This window comes from Bacillus sp. SA1-12, from assembly GCF_000981385.1.
Classification (GTDB): domain Bacteria; phylum Bacillota; class Bacilli; order Bacillales; family Bacillaceae; genus Metabacillus.
This window is the reverse complement of the sequence record NZ_LATZ01000135.1, coordinates 72,033-92,044: the sequence shown is the minus strand read 5'-3', so window position 1 is coordinate 92,044 and position 20,012 is coordinate 72,033. Positions and strand designations below refer to the sequence as shown.

19 protein-coding genes are annotated in these 20,012 nt (G+C 36.7%); 4 read left to right on the top strand and 15 right to left on the bottom strand.

Annotation, left to right across the window (positions count from 1 at the left end; translation table 11 throughout):
• Nucleotides 1-128 precede the first annotated feature (128 nt).
• On the top strand, nucleotides 129-701 hold the full coding sequence (locus WQ54_RS30830; RefSeq protein WP_046590677.1) for a nucleotidase: 573 nt from the start codon (nucleotides 129-131) through the stop codon (nucleotides 699-701).
• 138 nt (nucleotides 702-839) lie between these two features.
• On the opposite strand, the gene WQ54_RS30825 is transcribed toward WQ54_RS30830, so the two are convergent.
• The 3 genes from WQ54_RS30825 to WQ54_RS30815 are packed head-to-tail and all read right to left on the bottom strand — an operon-like array spanning nucleotide 840 to nucleotide 2,865.
• The gene (locus tag WQ54_RS30825) at nucleotides 840-1,250 is read right to left on the bottom strand and encodes a Fur family transcriptional regulator (RefSeq protein WP_046590676.1); all 411 of its coding nucleotides are present in this window, start codon (nucleotides 1,248-1,250) and stop codon (nucleotides 840-842) included.
• The gene (locus tag WQ54_RS30820; protein WP_046590675.1) at nucleotides 1,247-2,089 is read right to left on the bottom strand and encodes a metal ABC transporter permease; all 843 of its coding nucleotides are present in this window, start codon (nucleotides 2,087-2,089) and stop codon (nucleotides 1,247-1,249) included. The genes WQ54_RS30825 and WQ54_RS30820 overlap by 4 nt, the downstream gene beginning before the upstream one ends.
• Nucleotides 2,090-2,103: 14 nt before the next feature.
• Nucleotides 2,104-2,865, bottom strand: a complete 762-nt coding sequence (locus WQ54_RS30815; RefSeq protein ID WP_197089702.1) for a metal ABC transporter ATP-binding protein — start codon at nucleotides 2,863-2,865, stop codon at nucleotides 2,104-2,106.
• Between the two features lie 175 nt (nucleotides 2,866-3,040).
• On the opposite strand from WQ54_RS30815, the gene WQ54_RS30810 reads away from it, so the two are divergent.
• Nucleotides 3,041-3,295 (top strand): DUF2624 domain-containing protein, encoded by a 255-nt coding sequence (locus WQ54_RS30810; protein ID WP_046590673.1) that lies wholly within the window; start codon nucleotides 3,041-3,043, stop codon nucleotides 3,293-3,295.
• A gap of 157 nt (nucleotides 3,296-3,452) precedes the next feature.
• Here WQ54_RS30810 and WQ54_RS30805 read toward each other — a convergent pair whose 3' ends face one another.
• Nucleotides 3,453-4,346, bottom strand: a complete 894-nt coding sequence (locus WQ54_RS30805) for a deoxyribonuclease IV (RefSeq protein WP_046590671.1) — start codon at nucleotides 4,344-4,346, stop codon at nucleotides 3,453-3,455.
• Nucleotides 4,347-4,357: 11 nt separating this feature from the next.
• Nucleotides 4,358-5,674: a DEAD/DEAH box helicase gene (locus WQ54_RS30800; RefSeq protein ID WP_046590669.1), complete on the bottom strand. Its 1,317-nt coding sequence runs from the start codon at nucleotides 5,672-5,674 to the stop codon at nucleotides 4,358-4,360.
• 215 nt (nucleotides 5,675-5,889) lie between these two features.
• On the opposite strand from WQ54_RS30800, the gene WQ54_RS30795 reads away from it, so the two are divergent.
• Together WQ54_RS30795 and WQ54_RS30790 are read left to right on the top strand one after the other, a co-directional pair.
• Nucleotides 5,890-6,567, top strand: coding sequence for a YqfQ family protein (locus WQ54_RS30795; protein WP_046590668.1), 678 nt, complete (start codon nucleotides 5,890-5,892; stop codon nucleotides 6,565-6,567).
• 160 nt (nucleotides 6,568-6,727) lie between these two features.
• Complete coding sequence (locus WQ54_RS30790) at nucleotides 6,728-7,681, top strand: 4-hydroxy-3-methylbut-2-enyl diphosphate reductase (RefSeq protein ID WP_046590666.1); 954 nt, start codon at nucleotides 6,728-6,730, stop codon at nucleotides 7,679-7,681.
• A 130-nt stretch (nucleotides 7,682-7,811) separates the two neighbouring features.
• On the opposite strand, the gene WQ54_RS30785 is transcribed toward WQ54_RS30790, so the two are convergent.
• The 10 genes from WQ54_RS30785 to glyQ form a co-directional block, all read right to left on the bottom strand.
• On the bottom strand, nucleotides 7,812-8,933 hold the full coding sequence (locus WQ54_RS30785) for a Nif3-like dinuclear metal center hexameric protein (protein WP_046590665.1): 1,122 nt from the start codon (nucleotides 8,931-8,933) through the stop codon (nucleotides 7,812-7,814).
• Complete coding sequence (locus WQ54_RS30780; RefSeq protein WP_046590663.1) at nucleotides 8,930-9,646, bottom strand: tRNA (adenine(22)-N(1))-methyltransferase TrmK; 717 nt, start codon at nucleotides 9,644-9,646, stop codon at nucleotides 8,930-8,932. Before WQ54_RS30780 ends, WQ54_RS30785 begins: the two co-directional genes overlap by 4 nt.
• Before the next feature lie 293 nt (nucleotides 9,647-9,939).
• Entirely contained in the window at nucleotides 9,940-10,299 is a 360-nt protein-coding gene (cccA, locus tag WQ54_RS30775; RefSeq protein WP_046590662.1) for a cytochrome c550, read from the bottom strand.
• A gap of 930 nt (nucleotides 10,300-11,229) precedes the next feature.
• The gene (rpoD, locus tag WQ54_RS30765) at nucleotides 11,230-12,348 is read right to left on the bottom strand and encodes an RNA polymerase sigma factor RpoD (protein ID WP_046590658.1); all 1,119 of its coding nucleotides are present in this window, start codon (nucleotides 12,346-12,348) and stop codon (nucleotides 11,230-11,232) included.
• A 147-nt stretch (nucleotides 12,349-12,495) separates the two neighbouring features.
• On the bottom strand, nucleotides 12,496-14,307 hold the full coding sequence (dnaG, locus tag WQ54_RS30760) for a DNA primase (protein WP_046590657.1): 1,812 nt from the start codon (nucleotides 14,305-14,307) through the stop codon (nucleotides 12,496-12,498).
• Nucleotides 14,308-14,339: 32 nt separating this feature from the next.
• On the bottom strand, nucleotides 14,340-14,792 hold the full coding sequence (locus WQ54_RS30755; protein ID WP_046590655.1) for a YaiI/YqxD family protein: 453 nt from the start codon (nucleotides 14,790-14,792) through the stop codon (nucleotides 14,340-14,342).
• A 493-nt stretch (nucleotides 14,793-15,285) separates the two neighbouring features.
• Entirely contained in the window at nucleotides 15,286-16,101 is an 816-nt protein-coding gene (locus WQ54_RS30750; protein WP_046590653.1) for a pyruvate, water dikinase regulatory protein, read from the bottom strand.
• Between the two features lie 27 nt (nucleotides 16,102-16,128).
• On the bottom strand, nucleotides 16,129-16,761 hold the full coding sequence (locus tag WQ54_RS30745; RefSeq protein ID WP_046590651.1) for a helix-turn-helix transcriptional regulator: 633 nt from the start codon (nucleotides 16,759-16,761) through the stop codon (nucleotides 16,129-16,131).
• Between the two features lie 231 nt (nucleotides 16,762-16,992).
• Entirely contained in the window at nucleotides 16,993-19,056 is a 2,064-nt protein-coding gene (glyS, locus tag WQ54_RS30740; protein ID WP_046590649.1) for a glycine--tRNA ligase subunit beta, read from the bottom strand.
• Nucleotides 19,049-19,939, bottom strand: a complete 891-nt coding sequence (gene glyQ / locus WQ54_RS30735) for a glycine--tRNA ligase subunit alpha (protein WP_046590647.1) — start codon at nucleotides 19,937-19,939, stop codon at nucleotides 19,049-19,051. The genes glyS and glyQ overlap by 8 nt, the downstream gene beginning before the upstream one ends.
• Nucleotides 19,940-20,012: the final 73 nt, after the last annotated feature.

Genomic DNA, 20,012 nt, shown 5'->3' with positions numbered 1-20,012 from the left:
TTCTGAAATAAAGGAGCATTTATAGTATAGGCATTGAGGATTGAACTATTACTGTAAAACTTTTCTGTCCGTTAAATTTTCATTATGGTACACTACTATTAGGGAATCAGCGAAGGAGTTGGCATAATATGTTGCGTCTAGGAATTGATATAGATGGTACCATTACAGACCCAAAAACATTCATTCCATATTTAAACAAATCTTTTAAAAAACAATTAACTTACAATGATTTAAAGGAATATGATTTAACAAAGGTATTAAACATAACCGAGGAAGATTTTTGGCATTGGATGGATGAATTTGAACCAATTATTTATAAAGAAGCTCCTCTTTCCTTGCACTCTAAGCATGTATTAGATAATTGGAAGGATCGCCATCAACTATTATTCATTAGTGCAAGAAGAAACCACTTGCTTGATATAACGTACAACTGGTTTAAAGAAAAGGACGTTTATTATCACCATATTGAGTTAATCGGCAGTCATGATAAGCTAGAAGCTGTTAAACGAAATGAAATTTCGATTTTTTTTGAGGACAAGCATGATAATGCATGTATGATAAGTGAAGAACATCAAATCCCGGTTATCTTGTTTAATACTCCTTATAACCAGGACCCTGTACCAAAAGGTGTTATTAGGGTTAATGATTGGCTGGAGGCCAGAGACTGGGTAAATCAATGGTATGAGATTAAAGTATTCTAATTAAGAAAAGCGCAATAGCCTTGATCTGCCTATGGAAAAATTTGAGGCTAATTGAAGTCGTTTAGACATATTTTTATACTTTCTTACCTTTTAAAAAAATAAAAATGCTGTCTCTTAGAGTGAGACAGCATTTTTTATTTAATGGCATTGCGGGCATGTTCCATATACTTCAAACTTATGGCCGCTTATATCATAGCCTGCTAAATTTTCTTCTAAATTTCCCATGGGGCATCCAGGAATTTCTTTTGTTTTCCCGCATTGTAAACAAATAAAATGATGGTGATGGTGTTTTGCATTACAGGTAAATCTGAAATGCTTCTCCCCTGACAGCTCAGTCATTTCAAAAATTCCCAATTCCGCAAACAATGATAAATTTCTATAAATGGTATCAAAGCTTAATCCAGGATAATCATCCTTTAAGGATTCTAAAACATCTTTTGCAGTCAGATACTTATCGTGATCGGCAAATAACTGAAGCATTTCCTCTCTTTTACTCGTATATTTATAGCCTTTTTCTTTTAATAAGTCGAGAGCTTCTTGAACATTCATGAAACTTTCCCCTTTGTTAATTTTGTCCATAAAATAGCAAAAATAAGAATGAGTACAGATAATATGACAATGGTTCCTCCTGGAGCTAAATCCAAATAAAATGCTAGGAATAATCCAATAATAACAGAAAGTTCACCAAATAGTACAGAAAAGAAAATTGTTTGCTTAAAGCCTTTTGCGATCCGGATGCTTGCAGCAACAGGTAATGTCATTAACGATGAAACAAGCAAAATTCCAACAATTCTCATTGACCCGGCAATCACTAAAGCGACAATCAGAATAAAAATAAAATGAATCCATTTTGCATGGATACCTGATGCCGTTGCATGCTCTTCATCAAATGATAGTAAAAATAACTCTTTATATAAGATGAAAACGATCCCTATCACAATGATTGTAATTGCAATAATAACATATAGGTCTGTCCGGCTAACAGCACTTATACTGCCAAATAGATAGCTAAATAGGTCTGTATTAAATCCATCTGCTAACGAGATAAAAATGACACTAATTCCTACTCCGCTGGATAGAATGATGGGAATTGCAAGCTCTTGATAATGCTTATAAACTGTACGCAGTTTCTCTATAAATAGTGAACCTGTGACCGAAAAGGCCATTCCTAAATAAATGGGGTTAAGGCCAGTAAATGCCGCAACCTTTTTTTCAAGTAATAAGCTGGCAGCAATTCCAGCCAATGTAACATGACTCAAGGCATCAGCAATAAGAGACATTCTCCTCACAACCACAAATACCCCTAAAAGCGGTGCAATTATTCCAATTAGCATTCCAGATAAAAATGCATTTTTTAAAAACTCATATTCAAAAAGACTGCTTAACATTGTTACATCCTCCATTAATGGGAGTGGTCATGTGTTAACACATGTAGAGAATGTCCATAAAACTCGGACATCTCATCATCCTTTAATAATTCAAATTCTCTAGCATTACCATGAAAGTGCAGATGTTTATTAATACATGCCACATGTGACACTTTATCTGTAATCGTACCGATATCATGAGTAACTAAAATTAAGGTAATTCCTAAATCCTTATTTAGATGTGTCAGCATTTCGTAGAAATTTTGAACAGTTTGGGCATCGACACCTACTGTAGGCTCATCCAAAATTAAAAGTTTAGGATTTGAAACAATCGCTCGAGCAATAAATGCACGCTGCTGCTGCCCGCCTGAAAGCTCTCCAATGTTTCGTTTTGCAAACTTAGCTAATCCTACTGCTTCAATAGCATCTGCCACATTTTTTCGGTCTTTTGGACCCATAAATTTAAATAAGCCTAACTTTGATGTTAAGCCGCTTGATACCACTTCAAAAACAGATGCAGGAAATCCTGTATTAAAGCTATTTGCTTTTTGTGATACAAAGCCAATTTCATGCCAGTTTTTAAACTTTTGTATCGGTTGTCCAAATAACCTTATATCTCCTTGCTGAGGTTTTAATAAACCTAACAAGCATTTTAATAATGTTGTTTTTCCTGAACCATTTGGACCAACAAGTCCCACAAAGCTTCCTTGTTCAACTGTCATATTAATGTGCTCTAACACTCTTTGCCTCTCATATGTGAAGTTTAAATCGTTTATTTCGATTATAGGCTGGTTCATTGTCTTCACCCTTCTAAATTTAAGAATCGTTACGATTTACAAAAAGTAATACAACGATACTCTTTAACATGAAAATTATACAGAATTTTATCTTTCATGTAAAGTTTAAAATAAAGGGATAAAAACCGCACATTTTAAAAATACCTCCATACATTGTGTTAGAGGAGGTTTGAAAATGATCTTATTTCAAAAAATTATCAATCAAAAGCTAAACAATATATCTGTCGAGGAACTATTGCAATATGCGAAGCAATTTAATATTACCATCGGTCGGGCTCAAGCCATTGAGGTAGTGAAAGCCATGAATGGCCAAAATATCAATATATTTAATCAGAATGAACGAAAAAAACTGCTAGCAAAAATCGCCAAAATTACATCTCTTGAAACTGCTCAGCAGGTTAATCAAATTTTTCAAAAATTTACGAACTAAAAGTACTTAATGTTTGAAGGCTGTCACACGTAAAAAGCCCTAAATCAAAAGATAAATTCAAAAGAGGACCTAACCGGATGGAAGGCCAATTTTGTATTTTTTTAAGATGGGGACTAAATGTATTGAGACAGCCTTTTATTTCTTTAGGCATAATTGATTATTGATTAATAATTTTTTCTAATAATCCTTCATCAAATGTTTGTTCCTTGAACATATTAATTTCGAATTTATATGGTGGTTTTTTGTATTTTTTATCTTCACCAACAAACGGTGTTTCTAGGATTTTAGGGACCTCGGTTAAAGATGGATGATACACAATTGTATTCAATGCTTGGAAGCCGATATGACCAAAGCCGATATTCTCGTGACGGTCTTTAGCTGCTCCTGTTGGGTTTTTACTATCATTGATATGCAAAACCTTTAGTCGATCTAACCCAATGATCGAGTCAAACTCATTTAATACCCCATCAAAGTTATTTACAATGTCATACCCTGCATCATGTGTATGGCATGTATCAAAGCAGATCGATAAGTGCTGATTATGCGTAACCCCATCAATGATCTTAGCTAGCTCATCAAATGAGCGGCCGCATTCTGATCCTTTGCCAGCCATTGTTTCTAGTGCAATTTGTACCTCTTGATTCTGCTCAAGCACTTCATTCAAGCCTTCAATAATTTTCTTAATGCCTGCCTCTGCCCCAGCTCCAACATGTGCGCCAGGATGGAGGACAATCTGTTTGGCACCAATTGCCTGAGTTCTCTCGATTTCTGAACGAAGGAAGTTTACACCTAGCTCAAACGTCGCGGGATTTGTTGAATTGCCAATATTAATAATGTAAGGTGCATGAACAACGATTTCATCGATACCATTTTCCTTCATATGTGCGATGCCTGCTTCAATATTTAAATCCTCGATTTTCTTACGTCTCGTGTTTTGCGGTGCACCAGTGTAGATCATAAATGTCGTTGCTCCGTATGAAACTGCCTCCTCACTTGCAGCTAAGAGCATTTTTTTACCGCTCATTGAGACATGTGAACCTATTTTTAGCATCTTTCTTCCCCCTATTTGCTTTTTCTTGTTAATCTTCTTTTTCTCTTTTTAATTTGTTCCATCTCACGGTTCATCTTCTTCTTATACCCAGGCTTTACCTTTTTCGGCTTTTGGACAATGCTTTTCGCTAAAGCATCAACCTCGTCAGTCGTTCTTTTTCGTTTTTGACGTCGCTTACGGTCCTCAATTTCTTTCCATTCTCCGCCAACAAAATCACGATTTATAAATTCAATGCCCAGCTTTTCTAATTTATTTAATGCATCCTCATCAGAATCTTCAAAAAGTGTAACAGCAATACCCGAACTGCCGGCACGCGCTGTTCTGCCAACACGATGAATATAAAAATCTAATTCTGTTGTAGGCAGCTCATAGTTAATAACATGGCTGACACCCTTTATATCGATGCCACGTGCGGCTAAATCAGTGGCAACAACATATTGGAATTCAAGATCATTGATTTGCTTCATCATTTTTTTACGATCGCGAGGAGTTAGGTCCCCATGTATTCGGCCAATCTTTAAGCCTTTTTCAATTAAAGCATCTGCTACTGCATCTGCAGCCTTTTTTGTATTCGTAAAGACAATCGCTAAAAAAGGATTGAAGTTAACCAGCATATCATGAACCAATTTTATTCGATCACGATGCCTAGCAGGAACTAAAACATGATCGATTTTTGCCGCTGTTGCCTGTTTAGGAGCAACATGTGTAAACTTCGGATTATCTAGATATTTTTTTAAAAATGGTTTTAGCTTTTCTGGAATCGTTGCAGAAAAGACAAGGATTTGTAAATCTTCAGGCATTTGACTTGCTACCATATCAACCTCTTTAATGAAGCCCATATCAAGCATTAAATCCGCTTCATCGACAACCAAGGTTTTAACTCTTCCAACGTTTAATGCATGCTCCTTAACTAAGTCATTAATCCTGCCAGGTGTACCTACAACAATTTGCGGCTGTGTTTTTAGCTTTTCTATTGCTCGTTGCTTATCCGTTCCACCGATAAAACATTTTGCGGAGATTGCCTCTTTTGAAAATGAGATAACCTTAACAGCCTCATTATAGATCTGTGTAGCTAATTCTCTAGTCGGTGCAGTGATAACGACTTGAACCTCTTTACGCTCAGGTTCAATTTTATTTAATAATGGTAATAAGTAAGCATGTGTTTTACCTGTCCCTGTTTGTGATTGTCCAATTGCACTTTCACCTTTTAAGATCGATGGAATAAGTCTTTCTTGAATTTCTGTCGGTTCAAAAAATTTCAATTCCTTTGTTATTGCTTCTATAATAAATGGCTTAAACAAAAATTTCTCAAATTTTGTTTGTTCCATACACATCATCTCCTTTTCGATAAAGCTTTATATGTGCACTTTATCAATCCATCATTAAATTATATCAAATGAAAGAAAAAACTCAAATTTTGTAAAGCTATGTAAAAAATGTAGCTCACTAAATTGGAATGTGCAAAGTTAAAGTTCAGAAACCATTCTCCACCTTATTGCATAGTCTATTGATAGGGCAACCAACTAAGGAAGGAGGATTTTTAATGTTTCCACAAAGACCAATGCCTCCAATGAATTCAAGAGGTTTTTTTCCACATCAAGGTCGTATGCCGATAGGAAGGCAGCCTTTTCAAGGATCGCCTTTTCAAGGATCCTTTATGGGCATGAGCGGCAGACCATTTAATCCGCAAATGCAAGCAAGGGGAGGTGGATTAAAAGGTTTATTATCCCGTATCTTGCCAGGAAGCCAAGGGGCAGCTCGTGCTGCGAACCCTCAAAGCTTTATTCAAGGTGCATCAGTTGCTTCAAGGGCTACAGGGGCCATTCAAGGGTTAACAAGCCCTGCTAATATATCAAACATGCTTGGCAATGTTCAAAAGGTATTAGGTGTTGCCCAGCAGGTGACCCCGATGGTTCAACAATACGGTCCATTAGTAAGAAATTTACCGGCAATGATTAAAATATATCGTGAATTAAAAAATAGTGACGACAGCGACGATCAAAATCAAGATGGATCTGATAATTCGTCGGAAGAGACAGAAACCGTTTCAAATGAGACATCATCAAATCAACAAAAGGAAAAGAATGAGGATAAGAATAAAGATAAAGAAATGGATAGGCAGAAGCAAAACACTGACTCAGACGAAAAAAATTCAACTCATCATGATCCGAAAAATCGTTCATCTGCTTCGAAGCGTTCCAAGCCGAAAATGTATATCTAATTTTCCTCTTTGTAATCTTACCAAATGTTCGTTATAATATTAAGAGATTATAAGAGTACAAAAGCCGGTTTTACGGCTTTTTTTAAGTAGGAAAAAGGGACGAAGCATACAGACTAAATACTTCGTTTATCCTTTTTTGATCTCTTAAGGAGGCAAGATAATGGACGTAATTAAAATCGCTCCACGCGGTTATTGCTACGGCGTAGTAGACGCTATGGTGATTGCCAAAAACGCTGCATTAGATAAATCATTACCAAGACCAATCTACATTTTAGGTATGATTGTTCATAATAAACATGTGACAGATGCCTTTGAGGAAGAAGGAATTATTACGCTTGATGGTAAAAACCGTTTAGAAATCCTAGAAAAAGTTGATCAAGGAACCATTGTTTTTACTGCTCATGGAGTATCACCTGAAGTTAGAAAGATTGCAAAAGAAAAAGGACTTGTCACAATTGATGCAACCTGCCCAGATGTGACCAAAACACATGAGCTTATCCGTGAAAAAGAGGCGCAAGGCTATCATGTCATCTACATTGGAAAAAAAGGACATCCTGAGCCAGAGGGTGCTGTTGGTGTAGCACCACATGTTGTTCATTTAGTAGAAACGACTAAGGATGTTGAGCAATTAGAAATTGACAATGAGAAAATTATTGTCACAAATCAAACCACAATGAGTCAGTGGGATGTTGCAGATATTATGGATAAGGTTAAGGATAAATTTCCGCATGTTGAGATTCACCGCGAAATCTGTTTAGCCACACAAGTACGTCAAGAAGCGGTTGCAGAGCAAGCAAAAGATGCTGATTTAACGATTGTTGTCGGTGATCCGAAAAGCAATAATTCCAATCGTCTCGCTCAGGTTTCAGAACAGATCGCCGGAACAAAAGCTTATCGTATTTCAGATTTAAGCGAGCTTAAGCTTGAATGGTTAAAAGATGTGAAAAAAGTTGCGGTAACAGCAGGTGCTTCAACACCAACACCTATTACAAAAAAAGTTATTCAATTCCTTGAACAATATAAACCTGAGGACAAGTCAACCTGGAATTTGGATCACCAAGTTCCATTAACTAAGATTCTTCCTAAGGTTAAAATTACGAAAAAAACTAGTTAAAGTACAAAAGCGAAAGCCTCTTGAAAAGCCCCTCTAGGGTCTAAAGCCGTAGCTGGATGTCGTAAATGTAACCACAAAATTAATAAGTCAAAGTTAAAAATGGGCTGTCTCCACAGCCCATTTTTGTAAATTAAACAAATCTAAATGGATTTGTATTAACCATTGACCCAAATACCTGTACCTCATATTTTTTTTCTTTACACATATCTCCTAATTTAGCCGATACACCGTTAATCATTACCTTCTCAACATGGTGGCCAGGGTCAATTACATTTAAATCCATCATTAATGCATCCTGTGCCACATGGAAATATAAATCGCCAGTAACATAGACATCAGCACCTTTGAATTTTGCTTGTTGAATATATTTATTACCGTCCCCGCCTAATACAGCAATCTTTCTTACTCCTGAGTTTGGATTTCCTACCATTCTAACTCGTTCAACTTGAAGAGATGTTTTTACATGCTCTGCAAATTCTTGAAGAGTTATCTCCTTTTTCAACTTTCCAATTCTCCCTAGTCCTAACGAAGTACCCGGCTGATCTAAAGCATAAATATCATAGGCAACCTCCTCATAAGGGTGGTTTTTTAGCATGGCTTGCACAACCTTTTTTTGAATAGACTCTGGGAATATTGTTTCAATTCGGGCTTCGTTTACAAACTCCATTTGCCCCTTTTCCCCTATAAATGGCTCTGCCCCATTAAGCGGCAAAAAGCTGCCTTCCCCGCTCGTTGAAAAGGCACAATGACTGTAGTTTCCAATATGACCTGCACCTGCATTACCCAATGCATCTCTCATTGCCTTTTCATGACTTTCTGGCACGAATACAACTAATTTTTTTAACTTATCCTCATATGTAGGAACAAGAACTTCTAAATCTGTTAGCTCTAACGCTTCAGCTAGCAAATCATTTACTCCGCCATTAGCAACATCCAAATTTGTATGTGCCGCATAAACAGCGATATCATGTTTAATGCACTTTTCCAACATTCGGCCATATGTATTATCTGTTGAGAGTTTCTTAATTGGACGAAAAATTGGCGGGTGATGGGCAATAATCAGATCGACATTGTTTTCAATCGCCTCATCAATCACTGATTCCATAACATCCAATGTAATCATTACTTGATGGACCTGCTTATTAAGAGTGCCTATTTGAAGACCGATTTTATCTCCTTCAACTGCATAAGCTTTTGGCGAGAATTGCTCAAAAAGCTGAATCACTTCATGACCATTTGGAATTTTGCTCACGATTGCAATACCTCCTCAACAAGCTTCATTTTATTTGTTAATTCTCTATACTTTTCATTATTTTCAAATGTATGTCCTGCCTGTTCGAGCTTTTGAACGATTGTTTTCCAATGGTTGTATTCTTGGGACCACTTTTTTATAAATACGGGAGATTTTTTCCGTGCTAATATTGGCCCTAGTAACAGGTTCGCTTCTTGGGAAATGGATTGATATGGAAGCAACGGATCTCCTTTTTCAGCCACAAGTATTTCATAGATTTTATGATCTTCCTCAAGAATTTCTTCATCTATAAGTGTCCATCCATTGTCAATTAACCAATTCCTAATAGAAATAGCATGGATATTCGGCTGTAAAACAAGACGTTTCACATGATTTAACCTCGAGCTGCCATCTTCTAATATTTTTTTTATTAAGCTTCCGCCCATCCCTGCTATCGTAATGCAATCGACGGCTTCTCCTTCTTCAATAACAGATAAACCATCACCTAGACGGACTGAAATTTTATCAGTTAACTCAGTTTTTAGCACTTGGCTTTTGGCAGATAAAAAAGGTCCATCGGTAATTTCTCCTGCAATAGCTGCTTTTGCGATGCCTTTTAAGATTGAGTAGCAAGGCAGGTAGGCATGATCTGAACCAATATCGGCAAAAACAGCCCCTTTAGGAATATAGTCAGCAACTGTCTCCAGCCTTTTTGATAACTTCAATTCATTCATTTTGTCACCACTTTTATTTTATTTTACATGTTAATAAGTACTAAAAAGTATCATGGTCTCTATTGATTTTCACTGGGGACGCACTTATTACAGGTGGTTCGAGCCTCCATTTTTAGTACTGTGCTCTTGCTTAGCTTTCCCTTGTCCAGCTTCACCCAAAGAAAATAATTAAATTATTCACAATAACCTTTAACATAGCAAGTATAAAAAAAGTCCTTCACAAATGCAAAGGACTTTTTCATATACAAGGTTTTAAAAAACTTTTCTATCTTGGCATTTCACGAGCATTCTCGTTATTTAATTTGAGAAACCCATTCAGCCATTTCATCAAGCTTTTCGTCTGGAACTAAACCAGCAGGCATGATTCCTCTACCATTTTTAATGGTTTCTTTAATTTCATCTGCACTAAGCTTTTCTCCTACACCTTTAAGCGCAGGACCTGCTGCACCCTCATAATTTTGACCATGGCAGGAAACACAGCTTTGTTTGTAGATATCCTCGGGTTTAGCGTTTGCAACATCGTCTGTTTTTGGCTCTTCATCACCTTTTGCCAGTTCTTCATGATCGCCAATACCTTTAAATGATAAAAGGAACATAAGGCCGATACCTAAAACGGCAATTAATAAAAATGGTATAAGTGGATTGCGATTCATCATGTAACCTCCCTTATGTAAATAAGTAAATCTTCATTAGTCAGGCATTCTTTGCCACCTAATGTCGTTTAAATTATCTAGCTTTTACAGGCAGTTCATACATATATTTTATAAATTTAACGCTTACAATGTCCGCTGCCTGTTGCTGCGGGATAAATTTTATAAGTACTTGTTTTTGTAAACAACCTCTATTTTACTGTAATTTTACAATAAGTAAAAGACCTATCTTCTAACATCTCCATGTTTTTCACACTTTAGACAAAAATAAAAAAAGAGATTTATTTCTTCCAATAATTTCATTGACATTTCGCCTTTTTAATATTGTCAGAATATAATACTCACCAAATAGAATGATTCTCATGATACTACTAATGAATATATATAGGAGACGATACAGAGATCTGATTTGAACCCACTGTAAACAATTTGCCACAACCACTCCATCAATCCAAAGAGAATCTCCATAGGTATAGAACTCTGTTAAAGTGAGTGAAAGGATTAAGAAATTAATTACCATAACCCTTAAAGACACTTGAAAAAATGCTCTTTTTCCGATAAAGTAAGCGGTAACAGAAATTGAAAATAAAAGAGAAAAACATGCTATGGTCATTTGCAAAACGAAAGACAATTCAGTAAAATATACAATAAGAAGCATTCCGATGAACAAAGAAAGTAGTGATCCATGTAAAACCCAATAGGAAGAAGTAAGCATTTCACGCTGCTTATGTAATTGGAATTCTTTATCCGATTGATTCCCTTCTGTATAAAGCGCTAACAAAAAGTCTCAATATGTCTCCGGAAGCATTTCATTACTTTTCCAATGATGAATTTCGTTGATAATAATGGTTCTTTTATCCGTTTTCAAAAAGGGCATCCTTCTTAGTTGATCGTCCATACATAAAAAGACGGACAAATGATGTCCGCCTCATTTTATTCAAGAAAGTCCTTAAGACGCTTACTGCGACTTGGATGACGCAATTTTCGAAGTGCTTTAGCTTCAATTTGACGAATACGTTCACGAGTGACGCCAAAGACTTTCCCTACCTCTTCAAGCGTTCTTGTTCTACCATCGTCAAGTCCGAAGCGAAGACGCAAAACATTTTCTTCACGGTCAGTTAATGTATCCAACACATCTTCCAGCTGTTCTTTTAAAAGCTCATATGCAGCATGCTCAGACGGTGAAGTTGCATCCTGATCTTCAATAAAATCACCTAAATGTGAATCATCTTCTTCACCAATTGGTGTTTCCAGTGAAACAGGCTCTTGTGCAATTTTTAAAATTTCCCTTACTTTATCAGGGGTTAATTCCATATCTTCCCCAATTTCTTCGGGAGTAGGTTCTCTGCCTAAGTCTTGAAGTAATTGACGCTGAACCCTGATCAGCTTGTTAATTGTTTCAACCATATGAACGGGAATCCGAATCGTACGTGCTTGGTCGGCAATGGCACGAGTAATCGCTTGGCGAATCCACCAAGTTGCATACGTACTAAATTTGTACCCTTTTCGATAGTCAAACTTTTCAACAGCCTTCATTAAGCCCATATTACCTTCTTGAATAAGATCAAGAAATAACATTCCGCGACCAACATATCGTTTAGCAATACTTACAACTAAACGCAAGTTAGCTTCTGCAAGTCTTCTTTTTGCTTCTTCGTCGCCTTCTTCAATACGTTTTGCAAGGTCAATCTCTTCATTTGCAGATAGGAGATCGACACGACCAATTTCCTTTAGGTACATTCTTACCGGGTCGTTTATTTTAACTCCAGGCGGGACACTTAAATCATTTAGATCAAATTCTTCTTCTTTCGCAAGATCTTGAATATTCGGATCATCATCGTTACCTTCACCAGCTTCTCCTATTAATTCAACACCTTGTTCACCAAGAAATTCATAATACTCATCCATTTGGTCTGATTCAATTTCAAAGTTTGACATACGTTCTGCTATTTCTTCATATGTCAAAACTCCGCGTTTTTTCCCAATTTCAGTTAATTGCTCTTTCACCTGTTCAAAGGTTACTTCAGTTTCATGGGTTTGTTTATCAGCCATCGGATCCCCTCCTTCCAAAACTTATCACATATTAAAGATAAGCTATCGGATTATTGTTTACCGGTAATATCCTATTTAAATAAGAATGTGTTTACGAAGAAATTCAATACACACATCTACTATAAACGTTAATCTTTAGCTTATTAACTATGTCTTGAGCGCTTGTTTTAATTGAATGATTTCCATTGCAATTTGAGCTGCTTCTTTGAACTGCTTATTTCTTTCAGCTTCATTTTTTTCAGCTTCTTTTTCTTTTATCATTAACATTTTTTGATGATTCAACACCTGTTTTATATAATCTGATAGTTCTTGTTCACTTACTTCAGTGTTTAACGAGATCATCGCAATGTTGGAAACAATATGTTGGAGCTCTGGACTTGGCAGCCTTGAAAGAAATGCACTTACATTTTCATCATTTCCCTCTTCATAATATCCATATAAATAAGTAACGATTGCTTTATGCTCTTCAATATTAAATTGAAGTCCAAGTCGTTCGAGAACTTTTTCAGCAATATCTTTGCTCCTTAGCATATGACCGATCAACATTCGCTCAGCAGTGTGAAATGCGGGCAACAGTCTTTTCGATTGAATAGGAGCCCTTTTAAACTGCTGTTCAGGCCGCTTTTGCTGTGGTGCATGCTGCTCTGGTTTTGTTTGCTGTTCCTTTTGATGGAGCTGGTCTTTTAGAACCTCCATCGAAAGATCAAATTCTTTTGAAAGCTGTTTTAAATAAATTTCTTTCTCAACTGCGCTTTCAAGCTTGCTAAGTTCTGAAATGACATGATCAATATACTGCAGTCTTTCACCTTCATTATGAAGGTTTTTCCCTCTGCGGTAATAATTCATCTTAAATGTCATTAACGGTACGCTTGCCCCTATTACATCGTTTTTAAATTTATCTGCTCCAAATTTTTTGATGTAGTCATCAGGGTCTAATCCATCTGGAATCACAGCTACCTTTATTTGACAGCCGAATTCCTTCAGCGTTTTTGAAGCTCTCATTGTCGCTTCAATTCCAGCAGAATCTGAGTCATAACAAACAATAACCTCAGATACATTTCGACGGATTATTTTTGCTTGCTCCTCAGTAAGAGAGGTTCCCATCGTGGCTATGCCATGTTCAACTCCGGCCCGGGTCGACGAAATGACATCTGCAAAGCCTTCAAAAAGAATGACCTGTTGATTTTTACGAATATGTACTCTTGCACGGTGAAAATTATAAAGTAATTTGCTTTTATTAAAAACTTTCGTTTCAGGGCTGTTTAAATATTTTGGTTTTTCATCGCCAAGTACTCTCCCAGAAAAGGCGATTGTCATACCATTATGATCTGTGATTGGAAACATAATTCGATTGCGAAATCGATCAAAATAATCATCAGCATTGTTTTTCTTTATTAATAGCCCTGCTTCCTCCATTAAGGAAGGATTAAATCCCCTTTTCACCAAAAATTTTGCTATGAAATCCCAAGAATCAAGTGCATAGCCGATTTCAAACGAATCAATGATTTCTTGTGTGAACCCCCGATTTAATAAGTAATCTAAAGCAGTCTGCCCCTCTTTTGTATTAACTAATAAATGGTGGTAAAATTTCTTTAGCAGTTCATGTGCTTCAATCATTTTTTCGGCATCTTTTGAAATAGTTCTTCCCTGTTCAACAGCGATTGCCGGTAACTCAATATTCGCTTTATCTGCCAGATGCTGTGCTGCCTCAATAAATGAATATCCTTCATGCTGCATGAGAAATGAAAAAACGTTTCCTCCCGCACCACAACCAAAGCAATGAAAGATTTGCTTATCAGTTGAGACAGAGAATGATGGAGATTTTTCTCCATGGAATGGACATAACCCAAAAAAGTTACGACCTTGTTTCTTCAATTGAACATATTCACTTATCACATCAACAATGTCAGAAGTTCGTTGTATTTTTTCGATTAATTCTTCGGGAATTCGATTTCCCATGGTAACAACTCCGTGTTAATGTTATTCGAGATTCAAATGAAATCTCCTGCATCTTTCGACAAAATTTTTTCTAGTGCTGTGATAAAATTTAAGATGTCCTCGTCTGTGAATTTTTTTGGGCCTTTCGTATACTTGCCGCTTCTTCTTTCCTTTGCGGATAAATAACGAAATTGCAAGGCGGTATCGATATTTTCTTCGGTATACCGCTTACCCCTCGGAGTAACAACAAGAACGCCTTTTCTAAGTAAAAGTCCAGCTAATCCAATATCCTGTGTGATCACAAGATCATTTTTTTGCACGTGGTTGACTATATATAAATCCGCCTCTTCTTTTCCTGTATCAACAAAGACCCAGCTTCCACCATATGTTTTATCTGAGGTATGATTATAGGAAGCAACAAAGATGACGTTTATATTGTATTTATTAGCCACCTCCATTATTTGCTGCTTTACAGGGCAAGCATCGGCATCAACGTATATTTTCATTGTTATTTCGTCATGAATCTCTATTCTACATCACTCCGACAGAATCCTTCTTAAAACATGCTAAAAACTAAAAATTTGTGACATTCACACACCAGCTTTTGTCGAAAAATATTTACCATTTATTCTTGACAGTTTACAATTTATAGTTTATTCCTACATGTCAAGTTCTAAACCTAAAAAAAATATTTTATCACAATTTTTTATTATAATATAAAGAAAGTTAAATATCTATTGTTTTTTATTTGAAATGCGGAAGCGCCTTGCTCAGCCCCGACAAGCATAAGACACTTAGGAATAGAAGACGCTCTTTGTCTTCAATTCCTAAGTGGCTTATGACCTCGAGGGGCAAGACGCTGCAGCTGAATGTCAAAGCGCTATTCAAATGTATAATATATCCTCTACATTCCAAGTCGCAAAATAAAGGCGAAGAGGCTGGCTCTTAGTATGTTTGTCCGTATTATCTCTGGGAGCCACCCTCCTCGCTTATATCCCCTTATCCATTTTGTTTGTTCATAAAATTTGCGATGATATTAGCTGTTTCTTCTACTGCTTTATTTGAAACATCAATTACCTGACAGCCAATCTTATCAACAATACTGTCAAAGTATTCCAATTCCTCTTTAATGCGGTTAATGTTAGCATAGAATGCTTCATCATTAAGCCCTAAAGATTTTAAACGTTCTCTGCGAATATTGTTTAGCTTATCTGGACTAATTCGGAGGCCGATGCATTTTTGTGCAGATACTTTGTACAATTCCTCTGGAGGTTCCACCTCAGGTACAATCGGCACATTGGCAACTTTAAAGCGTTTATGGGCCAGATATTGAGATAAAGGAGTTTTTGAAGTCCTTGATACGCCAATTAATACAATATCTGCCTTTAAAATACCTCTTGGATCACGACCATCATCGTATTTGACTGCAAACTCAATGGCTTCAACCTTTTTAAAATAATCATCATCAAGCTTACGTACTCGACCAGGTTCATATTTAGCCGCAGTCCCGTATGATGCTTCCATTTTATCAATTAACGGGCCGATAATATCATAATAGACAACCCCTTGTTTTGTAGCCTCTTTAATTAAAAACTCCCTTAACTCGGGAATTACAAGAGTAAAGCAAACAATCGCTTTATCTTCTTTCGCGAGTGAAATAACCTCGGTAATGGTTCCTTTATCTTCTACATATGGAATACGTTTAATCTTTGTGTTCGCAGATACGCCATTAAATTGACTTGCAGCAGCTTTTACAACAAGCTCTGCAGTTTCACCAACTGAATCTGATACAACATAAATCATACGGTAGCTCATCGTTTTTCCCCATTTCCTTTTTCTTAGCTAAAATTCCTGCGCAAAACCAACCAGGATTTTCGTCATATTTGTCTTTGTTATTCTCCCTATCACTTCAAGACCTTCATCAGTGTCCTTTACAACCGGCAAAGCATCTATTTGTTTTTCTATTAGGGCTTTGGCCACATCTAAAATCAGATCATCTGGCCTGCAAACGGTTATGTTCGGCATTCTAGTCATTATAATATTTACAGGTATGGATGTGAGCTCTTGTTTCCCAATGCTTGTGCGTAATAGATCTTTTCGAGAGAGAACACCGACTAAGTGAGACTGGTCATCAACGACAAATAATGTCCCAACATCCTCTAAAAACATGGTGCAGATCGCATCGTAAACGGAAATTTTCACACTTACAACAATAGGAATTGATTGAAAATCCTTTACCCGCAGCTTTTTTAACTCATCTGTTAAACGCTGTGTATCTGTTTTGCCTGTATAATAATAACCAACTCGCGGTCTAGCTTCCAAATATCCAGCCATGGTTAAAATCGCTAAGTCTGGTCGAAGGGTCGCTCTCGTTAGATGAAGCTGATCAGCAATTTGCTCTCCAGTAATCGGGCCGTTTTCCTTCACAATTTCTAAAATTTGTTCTTGCCGTTTATTTAGTTCGATTTTACTCACCACCCTTGCCCCATCTATTTCATCGCCTTATCTATCACCGTTCAAAAAAAGACGAGCTGCTTTATAAGCAAATAGGTTATACTATATAAAATTATTATATACTTTAATATTTTTTTGAAAAGTAGTTTGTTTTATCTTTCTTTAAATAACAACAAAGATTACAAAAATAGCAATTCATAAAAGAAAGAGGTCTGACATATCTGCCAAACCCTTTTGTTTTTTTAATAGCAATTATTTAACAATGATTACACTCATTTTTGCAAAAGATTCGATAAGTTTTGAAAGCTTTACCATTTGAGCTAAGCGATTTTGCTTGGTGTTTTCATTTTCCGACATAACCATTGTGTGATCAAAGTAATCATTAATGACAGTTTTTAAGCTTGCAAGTACATGATAAACTTCTTCTTCATTACCCGCAGCTTTGTATGTGTTTATTCTGTCTGCTGAATCTAGATATGCATCATAAAGTGACCGCTCATATTCGCTATCAAATAATTGTACATTTATTTCTTGGTCAGCTCCTTTTTTCGCGATATTCATTACGCGCGCAAGGGCCTCAATAGTTTCTTTAAAACCTTCTTTGCTTGTTGCTGCTTCAAGAACCTTTGCCCGTTCAACCATCGACGTAACTTCAAATGTAGAAGAGTCTAACACGGCATCGACTATGTCATAACGAATTTCCTCTTCTGCTAATAAATATTTTAAGCGAAGTTTAAAGAATGATTGGAGTTCTTGACTTGCTTCATTGGCTGCTCTCTCTCCAAATAGCGAAAGCGCATTTTGAATCAGCTCAGGAATTTCAAGCTTCCACTTCTTATTAAGTAGGATATGCACAATGCCGCTCGCTTGTCTTCTTAATGCATAAGGGTCTTGAGAACCTGTCGGTATTTTGCCGATCGAAAAGAATCCCGAGATTGTATCTAGTTTATCTGCCAGTGCAACAACTGCCCCCACTGTGGAAGCTGGTGCTTCATCATCTGCATGGCGCGGCATATAATGTTCATTAATGGCGATAGAAACGGCTTCCTTTTCACCACTAATCCGAGCATATTTTTCACCAATTTTACCTTGAAGCTCTGGAAATTCATAAACCATATGTGTCACTAGGTCAAACTTACAAATTGATGCAGCACGTTCAATTACTTGTTTTTCTTCACTGCTTACTCCCAGTTTTTCTGCTAATAAATTTGATAGCTGCACAATACGGTTAACCTTTTCCCCTAAGGTTCCCAATTCTTCATGGAAAACAATTTTATCTAGCTTTTGAACTGCATTCTCAATTTTCAGCTTCTGATCTTCTTTATAAAAGAAGTTTGCGTCAGAAAGTCTCGCCCGTAATACTTTTTCATTTCCTCTTGCTACATTTTCAAGATGATTATGATCACCATTACGTACTGTAACAAAAAACGGTTGGAGCTTGCCGCTTTGATTTCTTACTGGAAAGTAACGTTGATGCTCCTTCATCGTTGTTACCAAAACTTCATCAGGCAAAGCCAAATATTCCTCTTCAAAATTCCCGAATAATGCTGTTGGATATTCAACTAAATTATTTACCTCTTCAAGTAAGTCTTCATCAACAGGAATAACCCAATTCTGTTCTTTCTCTAAATCATTTAATTGATTGACAATTGCTTCTTTCCTTTTTACAGGATCAGCGATGACAAATTGCTCTAATAATACCGCTTCATATAATGATGGTGCAGCAATTTCAACCTTATCGCCTAAAAAACGATGTCCATAGCTAAAGGAATTTGTGTGAATACCTGCGATTTCAAATGGGATAACATCCTTGCCAAATAAAGCCACAAGCCATTTTATTGGTCTAATATACCTCATCTCCTGGCTTCCCCAGCGCATATTTTTAGGAAATGTTAAACCCATGATCATTTGACGCATATCAGTCAAAAGTGCTTTCGTCTCTTTTCCTGCAATAAATTTCTGTACATGGGCGTATTCGACACCTTTAATCTCTTTAAAATAAATATCGGATACAGAAGCACCTTGACCTTTTGTAAAGCCAATTGCCGCTTTGGACCAATTGCCGTTTTCGTCGAGAGCAATTTTTTTTGCCGGTCCTTTCGCTTCCTCTTCTATATCTGGCTGTTTAACTGCAACATCCTTTACTAAGACAGCTAATCTCCTTGGCGTAGCATATGGCTTTACTGTTCCGAAAGATAGTTTCTGATCGTTTAACCAGTTTGTTACTTTATCACTGAACTGATTCATTGCATCTGTTACATAATGCGCCGGAACTTCCTCTAATCCAATTTCAATCAATAAATCCTGCTTACTCATCCTTTGCTCCTCCTTCCTTATTTAACATTGGGAAACCAAGTTTTTCTCTTTCCTCGTAAAAGGTTTTTGCTACCTTTCGTGCTAAATTACGCACTCTGCCGATATAACCGGTTCTTTCAGTGACAGAAATAGCCCCTTTTGCATCAAGCAGGTTAAATGTATGAGAGCATTTCAAAACATAATCATATGCGGGATGGACAAGCCCTTCATCCATTTGTCGATTTGCTTCTTTTTCATAGGTAGAGAACAATTGAAACAACATCTCCGTATCAGAGGTTTCAAATGTGTATTTAGAATGCTCGTATTCAGGCATCAAGAAAATATCCCGGATTGTAAAGCCGTCTGTCCACTCTAAGTCAAAAACATTTTCCTTATCTTGAATATATGAAGCCAATCTCTCGATTCCATAGGTAATTTCTGCTGATACTGGTTTACATTCTATACCGCCGACTTGTTGAAAATATGTAAATTGCGTGATTTCCATTCCATCAAGCCACACTTCCCAACCTAAACCGGCACAGCCTAGTGATGGATTTTCCCAGTTATCCTCAACAAAACGAATATCATGTTCTAATGGGTTAATTCCAAGAGCACGCAATGAATCTAAATATAATTCTTGAATATTATCCGGGGATGGCTTCATGATAACTTGGAACTGATGATGTTGATAAAGTCTGTTAGGGTTTTCCCCATATCTTCCATCAGCAGGTCTTCTTGAAGGCTCAACATATGCGACCTTCCATGGCTCTGGTCCAATACTTCTTAAAAACGTATATGGACTCATTGTACCTGCACCTTTTTCAGTATCATACGCTTGCATTAACACACATCCTTGATCAGACCAGTGCTTTTGCAGCGTTAAAATCATTTCTTGAATATTCATTGATTTGTTACACCTCCATAATAAATAAAAGCATATGCTTACGTCATTTCTCGAAGTAAGGATGTACAAGTCC